This window comes from Paenibacillus sp. FSL F4-0097 (assembly GCF_038593125.1).
Lineage (GTDB): Bacteria > Bacillota > Bacilli > Paenibacillales > Paenibacillaceae > Paenibacillus_AQ > Paenibacillus_AQ odorifer.
In genome coordinates, this window is the sequence record NZ_CP151965.1 from 3,973,562 (window position 1) to 3,998,860 (window position 25,299).

Annotated in this window: 16 protein-coding genes; 9 read left to right on the top strand and 7 right to left on the bottom strand. The window is 42.3% G+C overall.

Features of this window, described 5'->3' with window-relative positions; translation table 11 throughout:
- Positions 1-56: 56 nt before the first annotated feature.
- The 3 genes from MHH86_RS17805 to MHH86_RS17815 form a co-directional block, all read right to left on the bottom strand.
- A complete protein-coding gene (locus MHH86_RS17805; RefSeq protein ID WP_036688106.1) occupies positions 57-1,148 on the bottom strand; it encodes a response regulator in 1,092 nt (363 codons plus the stop codon).
- Positions 1,149-1,151: 3 nt separating this feature from the next.
- Entirely contained in the window at positions 1,152-4,262 is a 3,111-nt protein-coding gene (locus tag MHH86_RS17810; RefSeq protein WP_342479374.1) for an ATP-binding protein, read from the bottom strand.
- Between the two features lie 797 nt (positions 4,263-5,059).
- The gene (locus MHH86_RS17815; protein WP_038571697.1) at positions 5,060-5,290 is read right to left on the bottom strand and encodes a hypothetical protein; all 231 of its coding nucleotides are present in this window, start codon (positions 5,288-5,290) and stop codon (positions 5,060-5,062) included.
- A gap of 216 nt (positions 5,291-5,506) precedes the next feature.
- Between MHH86_RS17815 and MHH86_RS17820 the strand changes: the two genes are divergently transcribed.
- From MHH86_RS17820 to MHH86_RS17840, 5 genes are all read left to right on the top strand, one after another.
- Positions 5,507-6,154 (top strand): transcriptional regulator, encoded by a 648-nt coding sequence (locus MHH86_RS17820; RefSeq protein WP_076146420.1) that lies wholly within the window; start codon positions 5,507-5,509, stop codon positions 6,152-6,154.
- A gap of 482 nt (positions 6,155-6,636) precedes the next feature.
- The gene (locus tag MHH86_RS17825; protein ID WP_036688167.1) at positions 6,637-7,425 is read left to right on the top strand and encodes a MerR family transcriptional regulator; all 789 of its coding nucleotides are present in this window, start codon (positions 6,637-6,639) and stop codon (positions 7,423-7,425) included.
- The gene (locus tag MHH86_RS17830) at positions 7,422-8,099 is read left to right on the top strand and encodes a GNAT family N-acetyltransferase (RefSeq protein ID WP_036688169.1); all 678 of its coding nucleotides are present in this window, start codon (positions 7,422-7,424) and stop codon (positions 8,097-8,099) included. The genes MHH86_RS17825 and MHH86_RS17830 overlap by 4 nt, the downstream gene beginning before the upstream one ends.
- Positions 8,083-9,090, top strand: a complete 1,008-nt coding sequence (locus MHH86_RS17835) for an alpha/beta hydrolase (RefSeq protein ID WP_076098976.1) — start codon at positions 8,083-8,085, stop codon at positions 9,088-9,090. The genes MHH86_RS17830 and MHH86_RS17835 overlap by 17 nt, the downstream gene beginning before the upstream one ends.
- A gap of 838 nt (positions 9,091-9,928) precedes the next feature.
- A complete protein-coding gene (locus MHH86_RS17840) occupies positions 9,929-15,748 on the top strand; it encodes a bacterial Ig-like domain-containing protein (protein ID WP_342479375.1) in 5,820 nt (1,939 codons plus the stop codon).
- A gap of 78 nt (positions 15,749-15,826) precedes the next feature.
- Here MHH86_RS17840 and MHH86_RS17845 read toward each other — a convergent pair whose 3' ends face one another.
- Positions 15,827-16,606, bottom strand: coding sequence for a helix-turn-helix domain-containing protein (locus tag MHH86_RS17845; protein WP_036688173.1), 780 nt, complete (start codon positions 16,604-16,606; stop codon positions 15,827-15,829).
- A 120-nt stretch (positions 16,607-16,726) separates the two neighbouring features.
- Here MHH86_RS17845 and MHH86_RS17850 point away from each other — a divergent pair, with 120 nt between their 5' ends.
- Positions 16,727-18,643, top strand: coding sequence for a right-handed parallel beta-helix repeat-containing protein (locus tag MHH86_RS17850; protein WP_339825474.1), 1,917 nt, complete (start codon positions 16,727-16,729; stop codon positions 18,641-18,643).
- Positions 18,644-18,697: 54 nt separating this feature from the next.
- Here MHH86_RS17850 and MHH86_RS17855 read toward each other — a convergent pair whose 3' ends face one another.
- Positions 18,698-19,117 (bottom strand): hypothetical protein, encoded by a 420-nt coding sequence (locus tag MHH86_RS17855; protein ID WP_036688177.1) that lies wholly within the window; start codon positions 19,115-19,117, stop codon positions 18,698-18,700.
- A gap of 297 nt (positions 19,118-19,414) precedes the next feature.
- On the opposite strand from MHH86_RS17855, the gene MHH86_RS17860 reads away from it, so the two are divergent.
- Entirely contained in the window at positions 19,415-20,245 is an 831-nt protein-coding gene (locus MHH86_RS17860; RefSeq protein WP_339825471.1) for a MerR family transcriptional regulator, read from the top strand.
- 13 nt (positions 20,246-20,258) lie between these two features.
- Complete coding sequence (locus tag MHH86_RS17865) at positions 20,259-21,284, top strand: serine hydrolase (protein ID WP_076296232.1); 1,026 nt, start codon at positions 20,259-20,261, stop codon at positions 21,282-21,284.
- A gap of 81 nt (positions 21,285-21,365) precedes the next feature.
- On the opposite strand, the gene MHH86_RS17870 is transcribed toward MHH86_RS17865, so the two are convergent.
- Positions 21,366-21,755 carry a hypothetical protein gene (locus tag MHH86_RS17870; RefSeq protein WP_076225205.1) on the bottom strand — a complete coding sequence of 130 codons (390 nt, stop codon included), beginning with the start codon at positions 21,753-21,755 and terminating at the stop codon, positions 21,366-21,368.
- Between the two features lie 131 nt (positions 21,756-21,886).
- Positions 21,887-23,632, bottom strand: coding sequence for a beta-galactosidase (locus MHH86_RS17875; protein ID WP_076106200.1), 1,746 nt, complete (start codon positions 23,630-23,632; stop codon positions 21,887-21,889).
- Positions 23,633-23,786: 154 nt separating this feature from the next.
- Here MHH86_RS17875 and MHH86_RS17880 point away from each other — a divergent pair, with 154 nt between their 5' ends.
- Positions 23,787-25,241: a sulfatase-like hydrolase/transferase gene (locus MHH86_RS17880; RefSeq protein WP_038571715.1), complete on the top strand. Its 1,455-nt coding sequence runs from the start codon at positions 23,787-23,789 to the stop codon at positions 25,239-25,241.
- Positions 25,242-25,299: the final 58 nt, after the last annotated feature.

Genomic DNA, 25,299 nt, shown 5'->3' on the forward strand with positions numbered 1-25,299 from the left:
CAAAAAATAAACAAAAAAAGAACCCTCGATAACCATCCATTCGAAGGTTCCTTCCATTACAATAACTTCTGTTTCATTAACGCTTTGAGTTTAGGATCGGGTGTTGTTCCGAGCTCTTGCTGCAACATCTCTTCCAATTGGCCAAATTTCCGCTGTGCTTCATTCATTCTCCCTAATTCAATTAATAAGTTGATGATTTCATGATAGATGTCCTCTCGCAAGGAATCTAATTTTAATATTTCTCCAAAATAATGCAGTGCTTGATGCTGCTGATTCTGCTCTAAATGAAATCTTGCAGCCAGCTCCAGCAATCCTATATATTCATGCTCGAGTCTCCGGGTCCTGCTACTAGCCCATTCATAAGCTTTTCCTTTGAGTAATGCTCCTGAGTATAAAACTTCTGCTTGAATCATCCATTCAACATGTCTTTCAGAGGTTTGCCTGATTTGCTTTAACAATCGCTCAAATTCATACAGATCACAATAAATGCTGCTCTCTACTACATGAATTTCGTTCCTGCTTGCTTTTATATAATTGGCGCCGATTGCTTTTCGAATATAATACAGCGTCGAGTTCAGATTCTTCCATGCTTTTTCAGGCTCCAATCCGCTCCACAACGTGTCGATAATTTCCTCCCGGCTAACCGTTCCTTTACTAACCAGAAAAGCAAATAATTCTTCTGTTTTTGGACTTCTCAGCTTGATTAGCTCTCTGTTCTGCGTTCTGCGATACACTTTTAAACCATTAAATAAAAAAACTTCTAACGTAGGCTCAGCCGTTGTATTTCGATTCATTTTTTTGAGTTTCTCTAACGTCTTAGACAACCGCTCCGCAGTTACAGGCTTCAAAAGATAATCCACTGCACTTAGGTCAAAAGCCTGCAGCGCATACTCATCAAATCCGGTTACAAAAACCACATCTATCGATTCATCCAATTCATGCAAAAGGCTAGAAAGCTTCATCCCATTCGTCTCAGGCATAGAAATATCCAAAAAAGCTACATCTATCGGATTGGCCTTCGCAAAAGCATAGGCTTCCGCTGGATCCAAAAACGTCTCATAGACTTCAATCTCTCCGCTCTGCGATAAGATCCGCTTCAGGCGTTTTACCGATAACTCCTCATCATCTACAATAATCGCTCGCAGCATGCCTTAACCTCCCATCCGCTTAAGCTGCTGTATTGGAATTTCAAAAGATACAGTTGTGCCTAATCCTTCAGCACTTTGAATATGAATATTTGTTCCATATAACAGCTTTATGCGCTGACTGATATTCCACAGCCCCACCCCTCTTTTATCTACATCTGACTTCATTACTTCTTTCAATTTATGCTCACTCATTCCAGATCCATTATCCTCCACAATAAAGCTAATCAGCGAATTCTCTAATTCTTTTACAGATATATTTACCGTGCCACCCCGCAAATTGGACATTAGGCCATGCCTTATTGCATTTTCGACCAAAGGCTGTAGAATCAGCGGAGGAATCCGGTAATCCGTATTAACTCTCACATCATATTCCACATTTAATCTGGCACCGAAGCGTGCTTTTTCAATATTGATATAAGCCTCTACCAGCTCAAGCTCATTCTCCAAACTCGTTAGTGAATCCAGTTGTTTGAAATCAAAGCTGCTTCGCAAATACTGTGACAGCTGCAGTGTCAACTCTTCGGCCTTCTCAGGTTCTTCCACACATAGTTCAGCAATTGAATTCAGAGCATTGTATAAGAAATGAGGTTTGATCTGGGATCGTAAAAAAGCAATTTCGGCGTCTTTGGCAGTCTTCACGGAAGCTCTCAATCGGGTCAGACTTTTAACACGTGCCATTAGCTCTTCAGCTTCAAAAGGTTTTCCCACATAGTCATTCGCGCCGTTATCCATGGACATCTTCATATCGCTCACCCTGTTCTTGGCCGTCAGCATTAACACAGGCAGCTCAAAAGGAGTAAATCTCTCTCTAATCTTTTGCAGAACCTCGTAACCCGAAATGTCCGGCATGGTAATATCCAGTACCACCAGAAAAAAATCTGTGTTTTTCGCTAGCTCCTCAAGTGCCATCTGCCCGCGATTAACAACCACAATAGAATATTTCTCTAGCTTAAACAGATTGATCATAGATTGCAGATTGGCAAAATCATCGTCCACTACTAAAATGGGCTCATCGATCTCGCCTTTGATATAAAGGGGATAACCACCATGGGAGAAACTTAATTCTTTATAAGAATGTGCCGCCTTAAGGGTAGGTCTCGTGATTGGCTTAACCGCTTTATCCCACCGTGGAAGTGTAAAAATAAACACCGAACCTTTTCCCACTGTAGATTCCACAGCTATGTTCCCGCCATGCAGTTCTACTAGCTTCTTAGTAATACTTAATCCGAGCCCTGTTCCACCATGACTATGAATCTCCGCCTCATCCACCTGCTCAAAAGCTTTGAAAATACGCTCCTGCATTTCCGGTGAGATTCCCAAACCTGTGTCTGCCACACGTACTTCCACCCACTCCTGAATAACTCTGGCACTAATCTCTATTTCACCCTGTTCCGTAAATTTAATCGCATTATCAACCAAGTTGTGGAAAATTTGAATCAGGCGATTGCCATCTGCATTCACCATAGGGAAATTCGAAGCGACTCTGTTAACGAGCAGGATCGACTTTTCTCCGAGCAGAAAAGAATGAATGCCAATGACGGAATCAACAACGGCTTTCAAATCCAGTTTGCTTTTGTATAATGTGATGTCTCCGTACTTCATTTTGGAATAATCGAGTAGTTCATTTACCATATGTGTTAATCTTCTGCCGCTCCCGATTACGATCGCTAGATTCTGCGCTTGTTTTTTATTAACTGGACCCTCAACCCCATCCAGCAGCGTAGCTGTAATGTTCACTATGGCATTTAGAGGTGTTTTTAGTTCATGTGAGGTGTTGGAAAGGAATTCATCTTTAATTTTATCCAGCCCAATCAACTGGTTTTTCATCTCGTCTATGGTATGGTAGGCTTCAAAAAAACGTAGAACAATCAGCACGATCATGATGATATTAAAAGCCACAATGTAAAACTGTCCGAGCCAAAGGTTCTCTTTTATAGATAGAGCAAACAGAATAATATCTATGGAATATAGATTAATAGCTAGAATCGCCATAAACATCAGCAGCAATTTGATTCTATTTACTTCTGCGCTTCTGATATACAGGGTGGCCACTCTACATAACATCCAAATTAACATCAGCTCATATAAAATAATCACATACGGATAAATGACCGTGTAAGAACGAATCGGCAGGATGGCGACCAGAATTATAAAGCTGCCTAAAACAATCGTTATGGCTTGAGTAAATTTTAAAGATATTATGCTTTTGTGCATTTGGTAAAAAAATATTGCGAGCACAATAAAGCAGGAGATGGAGCTTATATCCTTTACTTTGTAGAGCATTATGAACGAAAGTTTAGGGAAAAAGAGTAAGAGTGAACGCTCACCGATCAACCCATGATATATCGCAAACAGCAAACAAATAGTCGCAAACACAAGTAAAGAGTAATCCTGCTTACGGTATAAGGACGCTGCCCCAAAGCAGATAAAAAAGAAAAGGGCAAGTGTGCCTAAAATAGCAACGGTGCTAAATTCACGGGCCGTACTCTTCTGCTGAACCTCCATCATTACTGCTTCCTCACCAAAGGATAAAGAAACCGGAATGCCCCCATTTACATAATCGAAGTTGGAGACTTGAATTATGATTTCTACATCTCCCTTATCAGACGAAAAAAGCCCAATCTGCGGGATATTCCCTGACCGATAATCAGCTTCATTAGCAGCAGGATTACCATCCTCAATAACTGACTGTCCATTAACAAAAATCCTGCTTGAAAAGCGGATATTTGTTTTTTTCAAGGCGAATACCCCACTTACGGGCAGGTTTTTTAGAACCATCCGATAGGTGGCGGAACCGAAGGCGGGTAAAGGGCTTCCATTAACGATGTTGCCGTTCCACCGGGAGGGCACCTCCATCCAAGCTGAAGAAGCAGGTATATCTGCGCTACCCGCCCTAAAATGCTCAGGAGTTAATAAGTGATTCCAATAAAACTCCCATTCACCGTCTAACTTGATAATCTTATCCTGTTCGTAATCCCAATTTGCGAGATCCATGACTCCATGCTGCACTTGCAGGTGACTCCCTTGTTTATCGTGACCCATAAGAATGGATAGAGGAATCGCAGATAATAAAATTAAACCAATCAGATAGATAAGTAATGTCCTTTTGAGCATCGTATCGGCCCCTTTTATGGAAGAGTAAAGCTGCAGCAATCACCAGGGCCATCCTGCAACACGTGTTGAAGAGTAAAAAGTTTAGATGAACATAGATAATTCTATGAAATTTTCTGATTTCCTTCACAATTCGACAAAGTAATGGGCCTTTATTAGGATTTTTTTCTGAAAAAGCGGGACTTGTATGAAAAGATGGTCTGATATGAATGACCATGATGAGGATGATGACGATATGAGGATGATGACGATATGAGCATGATGAGTAGGACGACGAAATGAGCACGATGAGTAGGACGACGGTATGAGCTTGATGAGTTTAATGACGAAATGAAAGGACCAGTTGGGCGACTTATGCTACTTTGGCAACTCGAATGTATCTGCCGCGCGCATGCGGACTCAGGAGACCTTATTTGCTGAAAAATGAGGGTTTTGCCACGCTATCGGACTCAGTTGCAGCTATTTGCACATAACTACCCCATTTTGAGTCGATTTGCAGCTAATAAGAGCTATGCAGTCCGTAACTTTTGGAATACGAGCGAAAATGTACGAATAGCTGCAATACGGTCCGTTCATGCTGGAGTTACACGACTTTGGGACATGGAAGACATGGACACAATGATAATCTGACGACTTGGACTAGATAGACAATTCTGACGTCGTTGGGAACTCTGAATACTTACACCGCGCGCATGCGGACTCAGGAGACCTTATTTGCTGAAAAATGAGGTTTTTGCCACGCTATCGGACTCAGTTGCAACTATTCGCTCATAACTACCGCATTTTGAGTCGATTTGCAGCTAGTAAGAGCTATGCAGTCCGTAACTTTTGGAATACGAGCGAAAATGTACGAATAGCTGCAATACGGTCCGCAACGTTCGAAAATGAATAATGATATTGCGCAGAGCACGTAATCCATTTTTGCGGATCAGTAACCACATGATGATCGTCCTAGAAAAGCCATGCGGCCGCGCGGGGGAAGAATCCGCTTTTAGAGTAACTATTAACTTCAGCAAATTCAGCTCGTTCACCCTGCTAGCTTCCTTCAACTAAAACCTATTTGGATTCGTCATCCTTATACACAGTAACTCATTGAAGAAATCCTCAGCACTCGTTATAATAGCAACTATAGGTCGTGAAGAACACGCCGCTTTTATACAATCTCTATCCTGGGTAAGCTCAGGAGGAATTGTATGGGAGCGGCTTTTTCTTTTTTCAAAAAAAATTACTTAAGGAGGATACACAAAATGTCCAGATTCGAACAGCAACTAGAGGAATGGTTACAGGTCAACTTGGATAAGGAGAACAATCCCCGCAGACAGGAGCTTCTTGCAAAAGGGTTGGGCTATGGAACAGTCGAATTTCTACGTGCGGTATGGTTTCCTGCTGTAGGAAACTTCAACTACTTGTTCCCCGAATGGGAAGTGCGCGATTTCAACAATGGTTATCGTTATCTTGATCTGGCCTATATGCCAGGTGGAGCAAAGGGCGGAATTGAGATTCAAGGCTACGGTCCGCATGCTAGAGATCTTGATGTACGACGATTCAAAGATTTATGTAGACGCTATTCCTTATTATCGCTAGACGGTTGGACCTTCCTATCCATCGCCTATCCCTCAATCACGGACGAGCCTCAGCTATGTCAACAACTAGTACTCGCATTCATCGGCAAATTCATGGCTTCAGACGTGCCCTCTTCATTAACTTGGTTAGAAGCTGAAACACTTCGTTTCGCAAGACGTCTTCTGCGTCCTTTCACACCTGTTGAACTCACCCATCATCTTAGAGTCACTAATCGTCATGCCCGACGTGTTTTACATGAGTTAGTTGAACAGCAGCTACTAGAGATCGTCGGTGGAAAAGAACGGAATCGAAGCTATCAGCTTAGAATGTGATGATTTGATTTGATTAGTTTGTTTTGATTAGTTTGGTTTGATTAACAAAGTTACGTTCGGACCGTATAGCTCTTATTTCCCAATTATCTTCGTTTTCACCACGCTATCGGACTCAGTTGCAACTATATGCTCATAACCACCCCATTTTGAGTCGATTTGCAGCTAATAAGAGCTATGCAGTCCCTAACTTTTGGAATACGAGCGGAAATGTACGAATAGCTGCATTACGGTCCGTAATGGCAACTCTAAGGTCATACCAGCAAGGCTCATACAAAAAAATGATCATGAATCTAATCCGTTGCACCCCCGCATTGTCCTTCCAAAATCTAAGTCTTTTTCAATACCACCCATTACTATTACTAATCATTATTTAGAAAAAAAGTGCTCTGCTTATCCCGTATTTTAATCGACGCTTGACCTTAGGTCTGACCTAAGGTTTATAGTTATTTTTATCAAATAACTTACAGTTAGGAGCACCGCCCTTGAATCCGTACCTTACAATTGGAGAACTATCAAAACTTATGAATGTATCTATCCACCAGATTCGATATTTTGAAGAAAAAGAAATCCTGTTTCCATCCTATATAGACAATAATCAGTACCGGATGTACGGCATCGATGAGATCTATCAATTGGCACATATCCTGTTGCTCCGCAAATTAAACATCCCTGTCAGTACCATTAACCAAAGTATGAATAAATCCGCAACGAATGACTACCAACAGCTGTTAGAGAAATCGCTAAACAAAATCAACTCAGAAATAAACCAATTAATAATGCTGCAACAATTTATACAAAAGGTACTAAAAGAACATGCAGATTATGGCAACATGGAGGGGGATTATCAAATTAAACATGTGGACAATCGTTATCTGAAAAAGTGGTTGGTGCTAGAGGATAACGAAACACTAACTGCACGAAGTTTATATGAAAAAAGACCGCAGAACCATCATTTATTTGAAACAGATTTGCATTATGTATACGATTCTGAACAAGTAACCTTATGCTTTGAAACCATTGAAACCACTCCCGCCCCTGACATTTTTTTAGAAAAAGGGTGCTATCTCTATAAAGCATTTTTTGTAACAGACGATCAGGATGTAGATCATGAAATTGCCAAGCTGGAACACTTTTTAAATGGGCATCACTACATGGTATTGGGACCAATCATCATTCTGGAAAAATCGTACCTATCCATGTTTAACAACGACAAGCTTCATTATGAGCTTCAAATTCAAATCGAGCATGCCCTAGCTGATACTACTAAATGAGTACAAACGAGGTTATCATCGCCCATTACCAGGAACAAGATCGTGAGGCTGTAAGCAGGCTATTGGTAGATGCATTTCACGGGAAATTTCACTCTCTCCTCTCTCTCGAGGACAATGAAATTGCTGATCTACTTATAAGACTTTGGGAACAAGATTCTTCTTCCTTATCATCTAAACAAATAATCGCTTATGAAAACGGAGAAGTGGTTGGCACTATCTACTTAAAATGGCAGGATACGCTCTCCCTTAAAAAAGGATCAATTAAACCACTAAATCGGGCTCCCTTTTTGCAGCTATTCAAGAAATTTGGATACTTAAATGTTTGTAAGTTAATCCTTGGGTTATATTTTTTGGATTATCAACCTAGAGCAAAAGAGTGTTATGTGGCTCATTTGGCTGTTCGGTCCAGTCACCGCAATAAGGGAATTGGCAAAGAGTTGCTGGGTTGGGCGGCGGATTTTGTAAACAGTCATTCTAAGGTTGAAAAATTAACGCTACATGTTGCTAACAAGAATAAACGAGCCATTAATATGTACCAGCAGTTGAACTTTGAGATCCATAAATCTAACTATAGCGCGGTAAGACATTTACTTTTTAAAGAGCCTATTTGGCATTACATGACAAGAAAAACATCGCTACAATCTGGGGGATCAATGAATGAAAAAGAAAATTAAGCTAACTGTCTGGATGATTACCATTTCGTTGTTAATTGCAGCGGTCTTGTTCGTACTACAGCAACATTCTTTCTCAATGACTGAGCAAAAAATTGAAATTGATACGCCTCAAGGTCAACTAACAGGAACCTTAGTTCTGCCCGAAAGCTACTCTGGAACCGTCGGACTGGTAGTTTTTGTTCATGGGGATGGCCCAGTTAATGATACTTACGATGATGGATATAAACCTTTGTGGGAAAAGCTCGCCTCTGCCGGATATGCTTCCTTATCTCTTAACAAACCAGGTATTGGGGGTTCCTCAGGGAACTGGCTAGAGCAAAGCATGGAGGATAGAGCACAAGAAACTATATATGCGATTAACTGGGCTAAAGCCTTACCTATGATTGATGCTCAAGCTATTGGTTTGTGGGGAGCAAGTCAGGCGGGCTGGGTGATTCCCAAGATTGTTAAAAAAGTGCCTGATCTCGCCTTCAGTATTCTTGTATCCCCCGCCATTCAATGGATTTCTCAAGGACAATACAATACCAGACAAGAGATGATTTTAGAAGGTTTTTCGGAAAAGGAGATAAAAAAGAGAGAAGATTATAACGCGCAAATCCTACTGCTACTTAAGGAACAGGCGTCATATGAAAGTTACTTGCGAATTGCACAATCGGACGATTTAATTTCCAAAGAAAAATGGGGTTTTTTCTCTAAAAATTATCAGTCAGATGCGAGCGAGGATTTAAAAAACTTCACTACTCCTGTCCACTTAGTTCTTGGCGGGCAAGATATAAATGTAGATGTTGAGGAAACCGAACGTGTTTACCGTGAAAAAATTCCTAAAAACCTACTCTCCGTCTTCTATCTTCCTGATGCTGATCACTCTATGCTCTCAAAAAAGAATGCCTCATCACCATTAAGAACATATTTGACCGCAGTCTTTTTCCCACGACATATTGTTGTTGAGCAATATTTAGATGATTTGGTTCACTTTGTAAGCCAGTTTTAATCTGTTTGCCATCCATTAATGCACTCTCGCCAGTTGAACTCCCTACGTTCGGACCGTATAGCCCCTATCTGCCAATTTTCTTCGTTTTCACCACACTATCGGACTCAGTTGCAGCTATTTACTCAAAAGCACCCCTCAGATCCCCTTTTTCAGTTCATTAAGAGCTATGCAGTCCGAAACTCAGGGAAAATGAGCGAATTAGCTGAAATAGCTGCCTTACGGTCCGTAACGACAACCGCGGAAGGAATTACCGACAGCCCAAGCCCGTGTATTGGCTTTGATTTCCCCAGAATCTACGTATCTTATAGAATACCTACGACTATCACCAATGCACTCCCTACGTTCGGACCGTATAGCCCTTATTTGCTGAATTTCCTCGTTTTCGCCACGCTATCGGACTCCGTTGCAGCTATTTACTCAAAAACACTGCTCTGATCCACTTTTTCAGCTCATTAAGAGCTATGCAGTCCGAAACTCAGGGAAAATGAGCGAATTAGCTGAAATAGCTGCATTACGGTCCGTAACTCCAATGGCGGGCGTAATTTTCGCTCAAACGATCGCGGACTTCCACTGCGAACGTACTTATCGGCAGTTTCGGCGCCCGTAACCACCACGCCAGCGTGCTAACCACCAACACCAAGCTCCGAAAACTCCACATAAGTAGCAGAAGCAAAGGCATAAACCGGGTGTCATTAACTCAGATTCTCCCTCTCCTACTGCATAAACAGCGTTATATGGCGTATTGATTATAGCTGTACGCTTTAGTGATAACGTATAATTTCGGATGATCAAGCTTAGCTTTGGTCAAAATCGATCATATAAGGAGAGGTTTTAATCATTGAGAAAACAACAACGTTTGTTAGCCATGCTCGTAACCTTCCTGCTTTTGTGTTCCTCTTTTCCGTTATCGATATTTGCAGAGGAAGCACCTGATCCTTATGAAGGAATGATTAACATTCAAAGTGAATGGCAAGGCAGCGTATTTGGTGATGTTGGGGGGCAAGACAAGATTACTGCAGCCAACTTTGGCATTACGGAGAACACGGATGGATCAGCTACACTGCGAAGCTCGAACGATAGAGGCAAAGTATCGGGCAGCACGGAAGGTATCGCTTATTACTTTAAAGAGGTTGATCCAAGTGTTAATTTTGAGTTGAAGGCAACGGCTCACGTGGATGCTTGGACAGCCAATAACCAAGTTTCCTTCGGAATAATGCTGCGCGGCAATGTGTGGGATAACCAATTCGGAGCCTACTCTGGAGATTATGTCGCCGTGGGTGCTTTGGATCAAGAAATGAAAACGTTTCACAAATCGCAAAATACAAGCCTACAGAAACTTGGGTACGTGTTTGATAACGTTAATCGCCCTGCCCAAGGAGAGAATTACGAATTAAGCATCAAAAAGACCGGAAATCTGTATATTGTCCGCATCGGTAATGAAATCAAAACGATCGAAAGCTTTGACGGCTCCATTCAATATGCGGGCCTTTATACCGCTAGAAATACTACGGTTACGTTCCGTAATATTCAATTCAGTCAAGAAGGTCAAATCGAGTTAGGACCTTGGGGCTTCAGCGCCTTCGGAGGCAACACTAGTCCAACTAAGAACCCCGAGCCTATAATTGAAAGTCCAACCTCTGTAACGATGACGACCTACGGCGGCAAAATCTCCAGCAGCGATGAGGGATTATCTTTTTATTCGAAAGAGATTCCGGTGGATGCGAACTTTGAACTGAAAGCGACCGCTTCAGTGATTGCTTTTAATAGCAATAGCACTGTCAGCACACCTAACCAGAAATCCTTCGGTCTTATGCTCCGCGACAGTGTTGGGACGAACGGAGATACAAACACAACCACTTCTAACTATGCGGCGGTGGGTGCTTTGGATCAGGTAATGAAAGGTTTTTATAAAAAAGACACCCAAGTGAAGTTAAATCCTTTTAGCGATATCCAGGCCCCGTCCGCAGGAGCTGTATATTCGCTAAGTATTAAAAAAACAGGAGATACTTATCGATTAAGTGTGGGTGATCAGACCGAAATCATAACACTGGACGATACGTTCACAGATACTCTTTTTGCCGGAATCTATGTAGCTAGAGATGCAACTGTTACTTTCAGTGACATAGACATCCAGCTTGAATCCAAAATCGTAACCAGCTTAACCGCTGATACCAGCGCAATGACGAAAACCACTTATCTGGTTGGTGAATCCCTTGATTTGACTGGATTAGTCGTTAAGGCTATTTTTTCTGATGAGAGTGAGGCAGTTTTGTCTTCTACGGATTATATTGTTACAGGCTTTGATAGCAGCAAGGTTGGAGAAAATATCATAACCATTAACTACAACGGTGCTTTCGTGAGCATTCCTTTGCAAATCGTTCCATTATCTATGACCTCATTATCAGTGAAGTATTATCCAGCTAAAACCGTATATTATCCAGGGGATACGTTCGATCCAGAAGGTCTTGTTCTTGTTGCCAATTATAATGACGGCTTCTTGACCAAAGAACTGACCAGTGATCTTTATTCCCTCTCCATTAACGGACAACCGGTCAGCGATTTATTACCGTATCTATTTACGCAATCAGGCTCCACAGCGGTATCCGTTACTTCAACAGAGGCGCCGGCAATCACAACGACCTTTAATGTGGAAGTAAAAGCAGCGACGTTATCCGCTTTAGAAATTCGAAATGAACCTAAACAAACACTCTACTATATCGGTGACTCCCTCAAACTAGAAGGACTTGTGGTTTATGCTCATTACAGTGATGGTACACAGATTCGGCTGTTGAACAATGAATACAAAGTCTCTCCTCTCGACACCACGACATCTGGCGATAAAAAAATCACAATTGCGCATAAAGGCTTAATAACCTCTTTTCAAGTTAAGGTCAACGTTAAAAAACTAGTAGGCATCGAAGTCACCAGCTATCCTAAAACTACCTTTTTTATTAACGACAACTTTGACAGCAAAAATCTGCTCGTATCCAAAGTGTATGATAATTCAGATAGAGAGAAGCTAAACAGCTATACGCTCGACACTTCCAAGTTCGACAATCAGGCAGCTGGATTGTATGAAATTGGTATACTCCCTACCGATTCTTCTATTAAGCCCATTACGTATTCCGTTACAGTAAAAGAAAAGATGGATCCCATTTGGAAAAGCATTCAATTCGGTCAGTCCACTTCAGCTGCTAACAATCAGACGATTGTCAACGAGGATGGATCCGCCCAGCTGATCGCTTTGGAAGGCGGCGGTAAAGTCACCGAAGATCATGACGGCATTACCTTCTATTACACCGAGCTAGATGCTTCGGAAGATAATTTCGTGCTGTCTGCGGATGTCCAAGTGTTGGCTTTTGCAAAAAATCCATATGACGGGCAAGAATCTTTTGGCATTATGGCACGTGACGTCATCGGCACACAAGGAAATTCTAGCGTCTTTGCATCCAATATAGCTGCCCTCGGTGGTTATAGCGGTGGGACGAAAAGCGATCTGGGCACACAGCTTTTTGTCCGCACTGGAGTTGAAAAAACGGATGGGACTGGCAGTAAAGGGATTCAAACCATCATGCTTCAAAAAGAACGTCCGGCACCTGCCAATACTGTTCCTGCAGCACCTTACCATTTAACGTTAGCAAAGACGAATAGTGGTTTTACAGGACAGCTCAATAATGGCCAGCAAGCTATTCATTTCACACCAGACATTCTTAGCGTACAGGATTCAAAAATGTACGTCGGATTCTATGCCGCTCGTTTAGCCACAATTAATGTAAGCAATATTCAATTAACAGTCACTTCAGCAGCTACAGATTCTCCTAAAATAGAACCACCTGCGATTCCCGTCACACCTAGCTTAAATATTCTTTCACTAAGTAAAACTTCAGATCCAGCTTACCAAATGATTGTACGCTCTAATGTCAACGGAACGGTGACGTTGAAGCAAGGTTCTACGATCATCGCTCAGGATATCGAGGCAATAGCTGGTAAACGTCTTTCTATTCCCACGAGACTTCTTGATCAAGGAGATACGAACTTTAGTATTACTTTTTTACCAGATGATACTCAGTATTTGACCTCTTATGAGAAGATTATCAGCAACTTTACCGTCACCCTAAAAAGTTATAACGAAGATGATGAGATCTACGTATCGCCCACCGGATCAAGCTCCGGAGATGGAACGATCAATCTCCCACTTGATATCGATACTGCGATTGATTTCGTTAAACCAGGTCAGCATATTATTGTGCTTGAGGGTCGTTATGTGCGGAAATCACCACTTGAGATTAAAAAGTACAATGATGGTAAAGCCTCCGCCAAAAAGTATATAGAAGCAGCACCAGGAGCAAGACCTATCTTTGATTTTGACAAAAAAACAGAAGGCGTTCTCTTGAGCGGAAACTATTGGCATGTGAAGGGACTTGATTTCACTCGCTCAGCTGGGAATACCAAGGGCTTTACAGTGGGAGGCAATTATAACATCGTTGAAAATAGCCGTTTCTATGCGAATGGTGACACTGGTCTACAAATCAGCCGAACAGATGGTACCGCGATAGAACTCAGTGAATGGCCTTCCTACAACTTAATTCTCAACAGTACCTCTTTCGACAACCGTGATCCATCCGACAATAATGCCGATGGCTTTGCGGCAAAATTGACTGCGGGTGTTGGTAATATTTTTAGAGGTTGTCTGGCGCATAACAATATCGACGATGGCTGGGACTTATATACGAAAGCAGGCTCAGGAGCGATAGGTTCAGTGCTGATTGAGCACAGCGCCACCTTCAACAATGGGTTCTTAACAGACGGAACCGTAGGTGCCGGTGATAAAAATGGCTTCAAGCTTGGTGGCGAAGGCATTCATGTCACACATACCATTCGCGATTCAATCGCCTTTGGTAATGGCGCTTATGGTTTTACAAGCAATAGTAATCCAGGTGTGATCGCCATCAACAACATCGGATTTAACAATATGCGTGGTAATATAAGCTTCACCACTTATGATCACATTACTGCTGACTTTACGATTGACGGTTTCTTATCTTACCGAACTGCCAACATTGCAAAAGACCAATATCCAGCTTCTTTAGCTGCGGACAATAATTTCATGTTTGACGGTACGCGATCGGCGAATAAATCAGGTTTAGAACTGACCGATTCTAACTTTGTCAGCTTAAATCCTGTAGTCAATTACTCTCGGGATGCTGACGGGAATATAATCTGGGGCGATTTCTTGAAGTTCATTCCTTTTGATGGACCGGAACCAAGTCCGACGGCTTCTCCAAGTCCGACGGCTTCTCCGAGTCCGACGGCTTCTCCGAGCCCGACGGCTTCTCCGAGTCCGACGGCTTCTCCGAGCCCGGCGGCTTCTCCGAGTCCGACTGTTTCTCCGAGTCCGACGGCTTCTCCAAGTCCGACGGCTGCCCCGAGCTCAGGCAGTCCCGGATCATCGGTTGGAGATTCGGCCACTACTATACTCCATTTGGACGGTAGCGTAAGGATTGAGATACCTACTACTATGAATGGAGGAAAAACTAGTGCGATATTGACTGAATCTTCCTTACAAAAGATTATCGCTTTAGCCAAACCTAATTCTGCAGGCCATAATATCCTAAGAATTCAGCTTGCAGAGGAACAATCGTCAGATGATAGCTCATTTGAAGTCACTCTCCCTGCCGCTGCATTTCTTGTTGGAACTTCCACATTGCAGCTTGAGATCAATACAACACTAGCTACCTTTGTACTTCCGGATAATCTATTCCCGGCGAAGACACTGGACAATGTGAAGACAGTTACTTTGCTCCTCAAATCTGTCGATACAACAGGAAGTTTAAAGAAGCGATTGGGTGAACGTTTGCTTATTGATTACGAGCTACTTTTGGATGGTACAACAGTTCAATTAGAGAGCTTAAATTCAGCCATACAAATTGGGCTTCCTTATCTAGAAGCTGTACCTCCATTGAGCAACACCTTTATTGTAGTGTGGAACGTCAATGAGTACGGAGTCATCCAACCGGTATTAGGCGGGAATTATGATTCAGATAAGAAGCAAGCTATTTTCTCAACAACAAATTCATCTGGACAATACGCCGCCGTTTACAATCACAAAACGTTCAGGGATATAACAGATTCTCATTGGGCGAAGTTTATTGTAGAAGTACTAACATCAAAAGGTGTCATTAATGGTGTAACGGAAACAGAGTTTAGACCCGAACAGACTATTACACGTGCAGATTTCGCACTTTTATTAGTTAGAGCTATAGGTCTATCCGCAGCAGAAGGAAATAGCTTTGCTGATGTGTCACCTAACGATTATTTTTATGAGGGACTTATGACTGCTCAGAAATTAGGGGTCGTTACGGGCCAAACCGACGGTCTTTACCACCCTCATGATTCCATCTCCAGACAAGAGATGTTTGTTATGGCAGCTAGGGCATTGAAGGCTGCAGAGGTATGGAAATCGAATACGACCTCTTCCTCTGCATTAGACGGCTACACTGACCATAATCAAATTTCTAATTATGCGGCAAATGATATTGCGGCGCTGGTATCAGCAGGTCTCATTAAAGGAGACTCTCAGCAGCAGCTTACACCAACTGCCCATTCCACACGTGCCGAAGCAGCCATGCTGATTTACAGAATTATGATGCAACAATAAAAAAAGAAGAACTCCAAGACCACTATACTCGTGGTTTTGGAGTTCTTTTTATCCTCTTCCCTACCGTCTTAAAGTCTTCTAGTTCATTTTCTTATCAGGCGGATTGGAAACCCGATACCCTTTCGGCGATTGATGGGTGATTTTCTGAAAATTCCGATGAAATGACCGTAAGTTGCTATAGCCGCAAAGGTTGGCGACTTCACCAATAGTCACATTCGAGTTTTTTAATATATAACATGCGTGTGAGATCCGATAGTGATTCAAGTAATCTGTGAAGGGTATTTTCATCAGCTGGACAAACAGCTTTGATAAATACGGGTAATCATATTGCAGATGTTTTGCTACAGCTTTTAATGTGCAATCGGCAGAATAATTTTGTTCTACAAAAAGCAGGATTTTATAGAGCACCTTTGTTTGCGGGGACTGTTTGACCGGAGCAAATGATGTCTGACAGATCAACCCCGCGCATACACCATACAGGAAACTTTTCTGGCTATAAATCGAATCCAGCTTTGAACAATCAGGTTCATTCACAGCATGGAGGACATTGTCAGTTGGAATAAAGCTTTTATAATTCATGTGAAAATCACCTATCAATTCTGTGGAAAAAAGGATCACCATAATCTCCGAAAAATCAATCGTCTCAAATTCATGCATCTGATTAGGAAAAATAAAAACCAGATCATTTTTCTGCACCTGATAGCTTTTCCCATCAATGGTGATAGATAACTGCCCGTCGTTGACATAAATAATCTCAAATGCCCGATGAAAATGAAGTGGAAAATGATAGTTTTTCAAGGGAATGAGTTTAAAGTAATCTTTTTCGCTGACACCATGTTTTTCAAAAAAGGGCCACAAGTAGATTCTCCTTCACGAAAACACTAATTTTGTCTTAAAGTGTACTATATAAAGTATAGAACTAACAACGTTATTTCCTATAATATTGGATAAAGTCAACCAAGCGGAGGTTATAGGACAATGGAATATCACGTATCAAAAACTGGTGCAGATCAAGGTCAAGGTACTCAACATGATCCCTTTTTAACCATCAATAAAGCGGCTTCAGCAGCTGTGGCTGGGGACAAGATTATCGTTCATGAAGGGATATATCGCGAATGGGTAAAACCGAGATACAAAGGATTAAGCGAACAAAGAAGAATTATTTATCAAGCCGCTGAAGACGAGCAGGTTGTCATAAAAGGCTCTGAACATATACAAGATTGGCAGCAGGTTGAGAATCATATTTGGAAAGTGATCTTGCCGAACACGTTTTTTGGCAGCTTTAATCCGTATGTTGAGGAAGTGTCTGGCGATTGGCTCGTCACTATAGAGGAGACAAGACACTTAGGCGATGTATATCTAAATGGCATGTCTTTTTATGAGGTCAGTCAGTATGATCAACTGGCAGCTCCCGTCGAAAAGCTGGAGTTCAAGGATCTCTGGACACATGAGATGGTTCCGGTCCAAAATCCAAAACAGACAACCTATGTTTGGTTTGCCAAAGTAAGCCCTGACCACACCACGATTTACGCTAATTTCCAAGGTGCCAACCCGAACAAAGAACTGGTAGAAATCAATGTACGCAGATCTTGTTTCTACCCTGAAGAAACCGGGATTGATTATATTACTGTAAAAGGTTTTGAAATGGCGCATGCTGCAACACCTTGGGCACCTCCAACGGCAGACCAGCCCGGACTGCTAGGCACTAACTGGAGCAAAGGCTGGATTATTGAAAATAATATCATTCACGATGCCAAATGCAGCGCTATCAGTATCGGCAAAGAAGCTTCCACAGGCCATAATTACCGTACCATTCGAAAAGACAAACCCGGATATCAATATCAGCTTGAATCCGTCTTTACTGCTGAGCGTCAGGGCTGGAGCAAAGAATCGATCGGTTCACATCTTATCCGCCATAATACCATTTATGATTGCGGCCAAAATGCCATCGTCGGCCACTTAGGTTGTATTTTCAGCGAAATTCATCATAACCATATTTACAACATTGCGATAAAACGGGAATTCTGGGGCCACGAAATTGCCGGGATCAAGCTTCACGCACCGATCGATACTCACATCCACCATAACCGGATTCACGATTGTACTTTAGGTTTATGGCTGGATTGGCAGACCCAAGGGACAAGAATCAGTAAAAATCTGTTCTATCAAAATCACCGGGATTTGTTTATAGAAGTAAGCCATGGCCCTTACATTGTTGACCATAATATCTTGACAGCTAAACATGCTTTAGAGAATGTAGCCCAAGGTGGAGCCTATATCAACAATCTGATCGGCGGCAGGATGGTTCATCGAAAGGTACTAAACCGGTCCACGCAATATCATCTTCCGCATAGTACAAAAATTGCCGGTTTCTCACTTATTTATGGTGGGGACGATCGATTCTATAACAATATCATTGTTGGAAAAGATGGATGGACAGGCGTGGGAACATCACATTTCAATAACTACACCACCTCTTTGGCGGAGTATATCGAGAATGTCCATAAGTTACACGGTGATCTTGAGGAGTTTGAACTCGTTGAACAGCCTATGTTCATTAATAACAACGCTTATTTAAACAGTGCTGAGCCTTTCGAAAGAGAGAATGTAAAGCTGGTTGAGGAAAGCTTTGATCCAGACTTCTTTATTGTAGATCAAGGAGATGAGGGACTCCTTTCCATTGATCTGCCTGAAAGCTTCGTTAACTTCTTAGGTGAGGTACATTCAACTGAGACTTTGCCGCGGGTGCGCATCGTGGATGCCGAGTTTGAGAATCCGGATGGCAGCAATATAATTCTGGATACAGATTTTCTGGATAACAAGAAAGAGAATAAAAGCACTTTAGGACCTCTTACACTTTTGAATAAGGGCAAAAATTATATTAAAGTGTGGTGATCGGTAAAGCAGGTGGCTAGTCCACCTGCTTTTTCATTGCTATAATTGAGTCTGCTATTTAATATCCTTAATCTTTTGAATAGATACTTCGTTTTGTTCTATTAGGATCTGATATTCAACAATCTCTCCTGCTTTAAATTCTTCCTTAAATTCTTTACTGACCGAGTAATTATCTTTCGGATTGAGTGTAACCTTAAATAAATGCTTTCCATTATCTATGGGGAACTTTGCTACCCCACCATGCTTAATATTACTGTCGATCAAAGAGTTAATTTGAACGTCATTTCCTTCATCAACGGTAACAACTACACTTTTTAAAAATAACGGACTGTTATTCGTAATCAGCAAGTTATATTCTTGATCATCAGTTACATCTACATCTGTATTATTGGATATATCGGCATTGTTTTTTTCGCAACCCGATAACAGGACGATAAACAAAACGAATAAAGATACGTATTTTTTTCTAGACAAAATGTTCTCCTCTCCATTCCTATAATCTTTTCTTGTGAAAATCTTAACATGTTCTAGAAGTTTTATGGGAAATATTTGAAGGCTTTAGCTAAAATGATACACTCTAATAAATAAGGGTAGCCCCGTTGGCTACTCCTTTCTGAATGGCCATTTACCTATATATTGTCGTAACCTTGGAATCGGTTCACTATTTTGCTGTTGACTTTGACCTTAGGGTAAGGTGTTAAGTAGAGCTAGAACCAAACATCGATGTTTTAGCTTGGAAGCTTAATTCAAACGAAAAAGGGAGATGACTTTTTGCTGTCGATTGGAGAATTCTCGAAGATATGCGAAGTTTCTACGAAGACGCTTCGATATTATGATGAGATCGGATTAATTCATCCCGATGAGATTAACCCTGAGAACGGTTATAGGTATTACTCCATCAAACAACTTAAAAAAATGCTTTTTATCAATCGTCTAAAAGCTTATTATTTCTCGCTGGAAGAAATCAGAGACATTTTGCAATGGGAACAGGATCATTCAGAAGAGAAGCTCTACTCAGCCCTTAATCTCAAGAAAAAAGAAATACAGGAGAAAATAAGTACTTATGAATACACCTTAAAACAAATCAATAGTGATGTATTAAATTTGGAGAAAGGTATCCCCATGATGTCCTACCTGAATGAGATAAAAGTAGAGCTTGTTGAAACTCAGCCTATGAATATTCTTTTTACGCGTCAGATGTTGAGCAGTGATGACTATGCGCTAGGTTATGGACATTATTTTAGCGGGCTATATGAAAAAATCGCCACTGAAAAACTCACTTTGCTCGGTACGCCAATAACAATTTATCACAGCCATGAATATAATCCAGCCGGAAATGATACAGAGTTTGCTCTCCCCATAAAAGAGGTTGTAAAAGGTACAAGAGATTTGCCTGATGCTCTTTGTGCGAGATCTGTTCTTAAAGGCGCCTATTCAGAATTGACCTCGGTCTATGCAAAGCTGAGAGAATGGATAGAAAATGAAGGTTATGAAATGGTGAATTCGCCCTATGAAATATATGTAACGGACCCGATACAAGCCGCTGTGCCTGAGGATCTGGTTACCCAGGTCTATTTTCCAGTAAAGAAAAAAAATTCATAAAGGAGATACTTTCATGCTCAAAAACAATTATCCAACTTCAGATTGGCAAATCTCAGCCCCCGCAAACTTGGGAATGGATGCTGATATGCTTTCAGAACTAGAATCAAGGATCAAATCCGAGTATAGCAATATCAACGGGATTGTTGTGATAAGAAGTGGAACTATCGCTTATGAAAAATATTATAATGGCGCTGGCCCGAATGACACACATCATGTGGCCTCTGTAACAAAAAGTATCATATCCGCGCTCATAGGCATTGCCATAGATGCTGGCTTTATTAACAATGCAGATCAAAAGGTACTGGAGTTTTTCCCGGACTATGTTCCAAACGCTGCTCAAGATCCGCAAAAACAAGAAATCACCTTGCACCATCTCCTTACGATGACCGCACCTTATGCTTTTGCAGATTGGCACGAACCGCTGGAGCAAATGTGTATGCAGCCTGACTGGGTAAAATATACGCTGGATATGCTAGGCCAACAAGGAACAATTGGGGATTTCAAATATTCTACCGCTGGAGCACATCTGCTTTCTGCCATCATCACGCGCAGCACTGGACAAAGTGCCCGTGAGTTCGCCAACGAACGTTTATTTAAACCTATCGGAATGAATGAAATCCCGGATTATGAGATGAGCTCATTTGGGTTCGATGATTTGTTTGGGGTAAATGTGAAGGGGTGGGTGGAAGACCCAAATCGTATCACCACAGGAGGATGGGGACTTACGTTGTCTCCACGCGATATGGCGCGTTTTGGTTTATTATATTTGAACCGTGGACAATGGGAGCAAAATCAGATCATTTCGGAGACATGGATTGAGGAATCAACAGCGATGAACCCTAATCATTACGGTTACTTGTGGTGGCTACGCGAAGAAGACGGGGTTTACACCTACTCAGCGTTAGGTGATGGTGGTAATGTCATTTGCTGCATTCCAGAAAAGGATCTTGTCGTAACCATCGCCTCAGAATTCACACTTCAGCCTCGTGACCGCTGGCCTCTGATTAAGGAGTGTATTATTCCGTCTGTAGTAGAGTAAAGAAGATAAAAAACATGCTGGTTGCCCCTTCATTCACAACTAGGAGAGCAACCAGCTGTCTACACTCTAAATCATATTGCTTCAAGGAAAAATAATATCACCTTCGTTGCTGCTTACATCAAAAAATCCAACTTTATGTTTTATAGCCAACTCCCGCATCGCCGTATAAGCTTCGTCAGCTACGGAATACGCAAAAGCCGCATAGATGACGGATGAGCCAAGCGAGTAGTCAGTTAACCGGTTATCCGTTCCGGCTTCCTCCATCGCCTCAAAAATCTCGTCCTCTACATTCATATTAGGAAATTGCTCAGACAACTCACTATAAAAGCGTTGCAGCGCCTCCGATAAAACCGATGGATCGTTATAGGCATGGTCTTCCGACCACTGCACTTGCTGCTCATACCACTCCATAAACGTTGCTCTCTCTTGCGGTGCTTTAGACGTCTCAAATGCCATCAAATCATAGCTCATTTAAAATCCTCCTCTAACCCACCCTAATCGTGCATTTTCAGTTCCTATAAATTGTTGGGCTGTCTTGATTATATATTAAAAATCATCAGACCCGTACTATAGAATCATGATACTTACTCAACCGTTAAATATCATGTGAGCTCCGGTGTATCTACAAAAGTAACCACTGGCTCCATTACGCCATGTAGTTCGAATAAGATAAGCTCGTTATCACCTTGACGCAGAAGCGGCGCTGGTAAGTATAGTGTTTTAGTTGGACCCTGCTCCCAGTAGCGCCCTAAATTAAAGCCGTTTATGAAAACCTGACCTTTACTCCATCCGTCCAGCCGCAAAAAAGTATCCTCAGACTTACTGACTTGAAAGCTCCCCCGGTAAAAAGTAGGCTGCTGACGTTGCTCGCAATCTATCGGTGTGAATGATAATCCCTTAAGATTGGTTAAAGGCAAAGAATGAATGGTCCAATCATGCAGGAATTGATAGCCGAGTCTAACGCCACAGGTTATGCCTTTTGGATCACAAAGCAGCGGGCCATAATTTACACGCCCCATATTCTCCACAAGGATGTCGATCTGCAGTCCCTCCGTTGGAACCTCTAATGGAATTCCTCGCGGATCCCAGCGTTCAACTGTACCGACAAAGGCCCCATTCGCGAATACAAGCGCACGATCACGTACTTCTTGAAGGACGAGCTCCATACTGCTGCGGGGTCCACTGATCCTCGTCGAATATAAGATGAACCCATGATTCTGACCCAGTTTCTCCATTGGCTCGGGACATGCTCTATGTTCTGGGGTAGACAAAACGTCTAACTGAGTGAACAGTGGTGCTGCTTCTGTCATCAACACTTTACCATAAGCTTGTGACTTTAATAACGGCGGTAATTCCAGTGGCGGTAACGTTACGTATTTCTCAATTATTTTTCGTGCTGCATAGAATTTTGCAGTTGGCTTACCGGATTCGTCCAGCAGCGTATCATAATCGTAGCTGGTTACGATGGGCTCATATTTGTCAAAAAGATTTGCCCCATTCATAAATCCAAAATTCGTCCCCCCATGGAACATATAGAAGTTAACAGAGGCTCCTAAAGCCAGCATTTCATCCAAAGTCTCCGCTACTTCAGATTCGGGGCGTGTATTATGCGGTTTCATCCAGTGGTCAAACCATCCATTCCAGAATTCCATACACATCAACGGTCCCGTAGGCTGATATTCACGTAGTTTAGCAAAGGCTTCCTTTGCCCGTGAACCAAAATTCACAGTGGCGAACACTCCGTCAATCATACCGCCTTGGAGCATATGATCTTCAGCTCCATCTGAAGTAAACAGCAGAACGTCCATGCCGCGGGCGATCATTCCTGCTTTTAGATCATTCAGGTAAGTCTTATCACTACCAAAGCTTCCATATTCGTTCTCTACTTGAAGGGCAAGCACAGGCCCACCGTTAGTGCTTAACAAGGGCCGCAGACGTGGAAGCAACTCATCGAAATAGGCATCCAACTTAGATAAATAGACGTTATCATTACAACGCAGTTGTATGTTATTGTCCGCAAGTAACCAAGCTGGCAATCCACCGAATTCCCATTCCGCACAAATATAAGGACTTGGCCGCAAAATCACGTGCAAACCAAGCTCTCCGGCAAGTCTAACGAAAGCCTCGATGTCAGCAAATCCAGCAAAATTGAAGTTCCCCTCCTCTGGTTCGTGTAAATTCCAAGGAATATAGGTTTCAACAGTATTCAATCCACAAGCCTTCAGCTTCAGCAAACGATCCTGCCAATATTCCGGAACGATCCGGAAATAATGAAGCGCACCAGAAAGCAACCGGATGGGTTGTTCGTCCAATATAAAATGATCCCCTGATATGGATAACTTCCGCATATAATTTCTCCTCCAACATTGAGATAGACTATTTAATTATAGGTAATAAAAATATCAACCCATATGGACGATTCTAATGAAATATATGGAGAATTCATTGGTTGCTAGGGGCTTTTGTGATGCTATACACTATATTCATAGGGGGTTATTACGGATGTCAAAAAGAACTCATATTTGGTTAATTACCACAGATCAAATGCGCGCGGACGCACTAGGTATCGAAAACGCTTCCGTACTGACACCTGAACTTGACCAGCTTGCTTCGGAAGGCACACTCTTCACTGGCGCTTACTGCGCTAGTCCCGTTTGCACGCCTTCACGTTCTTCCATTTTTACAGGCAGGTATCCGCATGTTCATGGTGCCTGGAACATCGGTACCACACTCAGAGAAGACGAACTTACCTTATGCGATCATTTAAAGAAAGCGGATTATAAAACCATCGGTATAGGAAAGATGCATTTCCGCCCTCAGATGAAGGGGAACTTTTCACAAGAATATGAAGAGCCTGCTTATCGTGACCGCGGAAGAGCTTCCGATGGAACGTACTACGGATTTGATGAACATCATATTACGGAAGACAATTGTATCGGGGAATATATGGAGTGGCTTAGACAGCGTAACCCTGAAGTGGCAGAGCGTTTCAGCAAGGATCATTACAGAGCTTCTAATGCTCAAAACGATGTGTGGGAGAGCGAACTCCCTCCGGAGCTGCATCAGACTTATTGGATTGCTGAACGGAGTATCGATGCTATCCTCGCCCACAAAACCGAGCAACCGCTATTTTTATGGACCAGTTTCGTCGATCCACATCACCCCTTTGACCCTCCAAAAGCTTACGCGGATATGTACGCTGACACTGACATTCCATCTCCAGCCAGAGAAGCAGATGACGTGCATCTTCGTCCTCCACATCTGCTGCGTCAGAGTCAGGGAGGATATTGGCCTGGTGGCGGTGAGGAGCATTCTCTTGATGAAGCGCATATGAAACGGCTCACCCGAAATTATTATGCGATGATTACCTTCATTGATGCGCAGATCGGACGTATTATAAAAGCTTGGCGTCAAAAAGAAATGTACGATGATGTAGTCATCCTCTTTACCAGCGATCATGGAGAACTGCTCGGTGACCATGGACTAATTTACAAGGGGCCGTGGTTTTATGAAGGGTTAACACGAATCCCGATGATCGTACGCGGTCCTGGGATTGCTTCCGGGCAACGGGTCCCTGCTTTGATGGAACATGTTGATATTGTCCCCACACTGCTTGCAGCCGCAGGTCTCAAAACTCCCTACGGAATTCAAGGTGTGTCACAGATGGAGGTGCTGGCTGGAAGAGAGTCCCATGTGCGCAATTCTGCCCTGACCGCTTATATTGCTCATGACCGCGGCATTAACGCTAAGTGTTTGCGTACAACACGTTATAAGCTGGTGATTTTCGCAGGTGAGACCTACGGCGAATTGTATGATTTGAAAGAGGATCCTCATGAAAACTCCAATCGTTTTGAAGATCCCGATTATAGTGATATTCGCCATTCGATGGTTGAATTGCTCGTCCATCGAATGATTCAAGATCAGGACCCTTTGCCTGAACGCCGGAGTAGCTGGTAAATTCACTAACCTTTCTTTATATCCGTAACAGACGTAGGGCAACCTGTGAGTTCTGGTT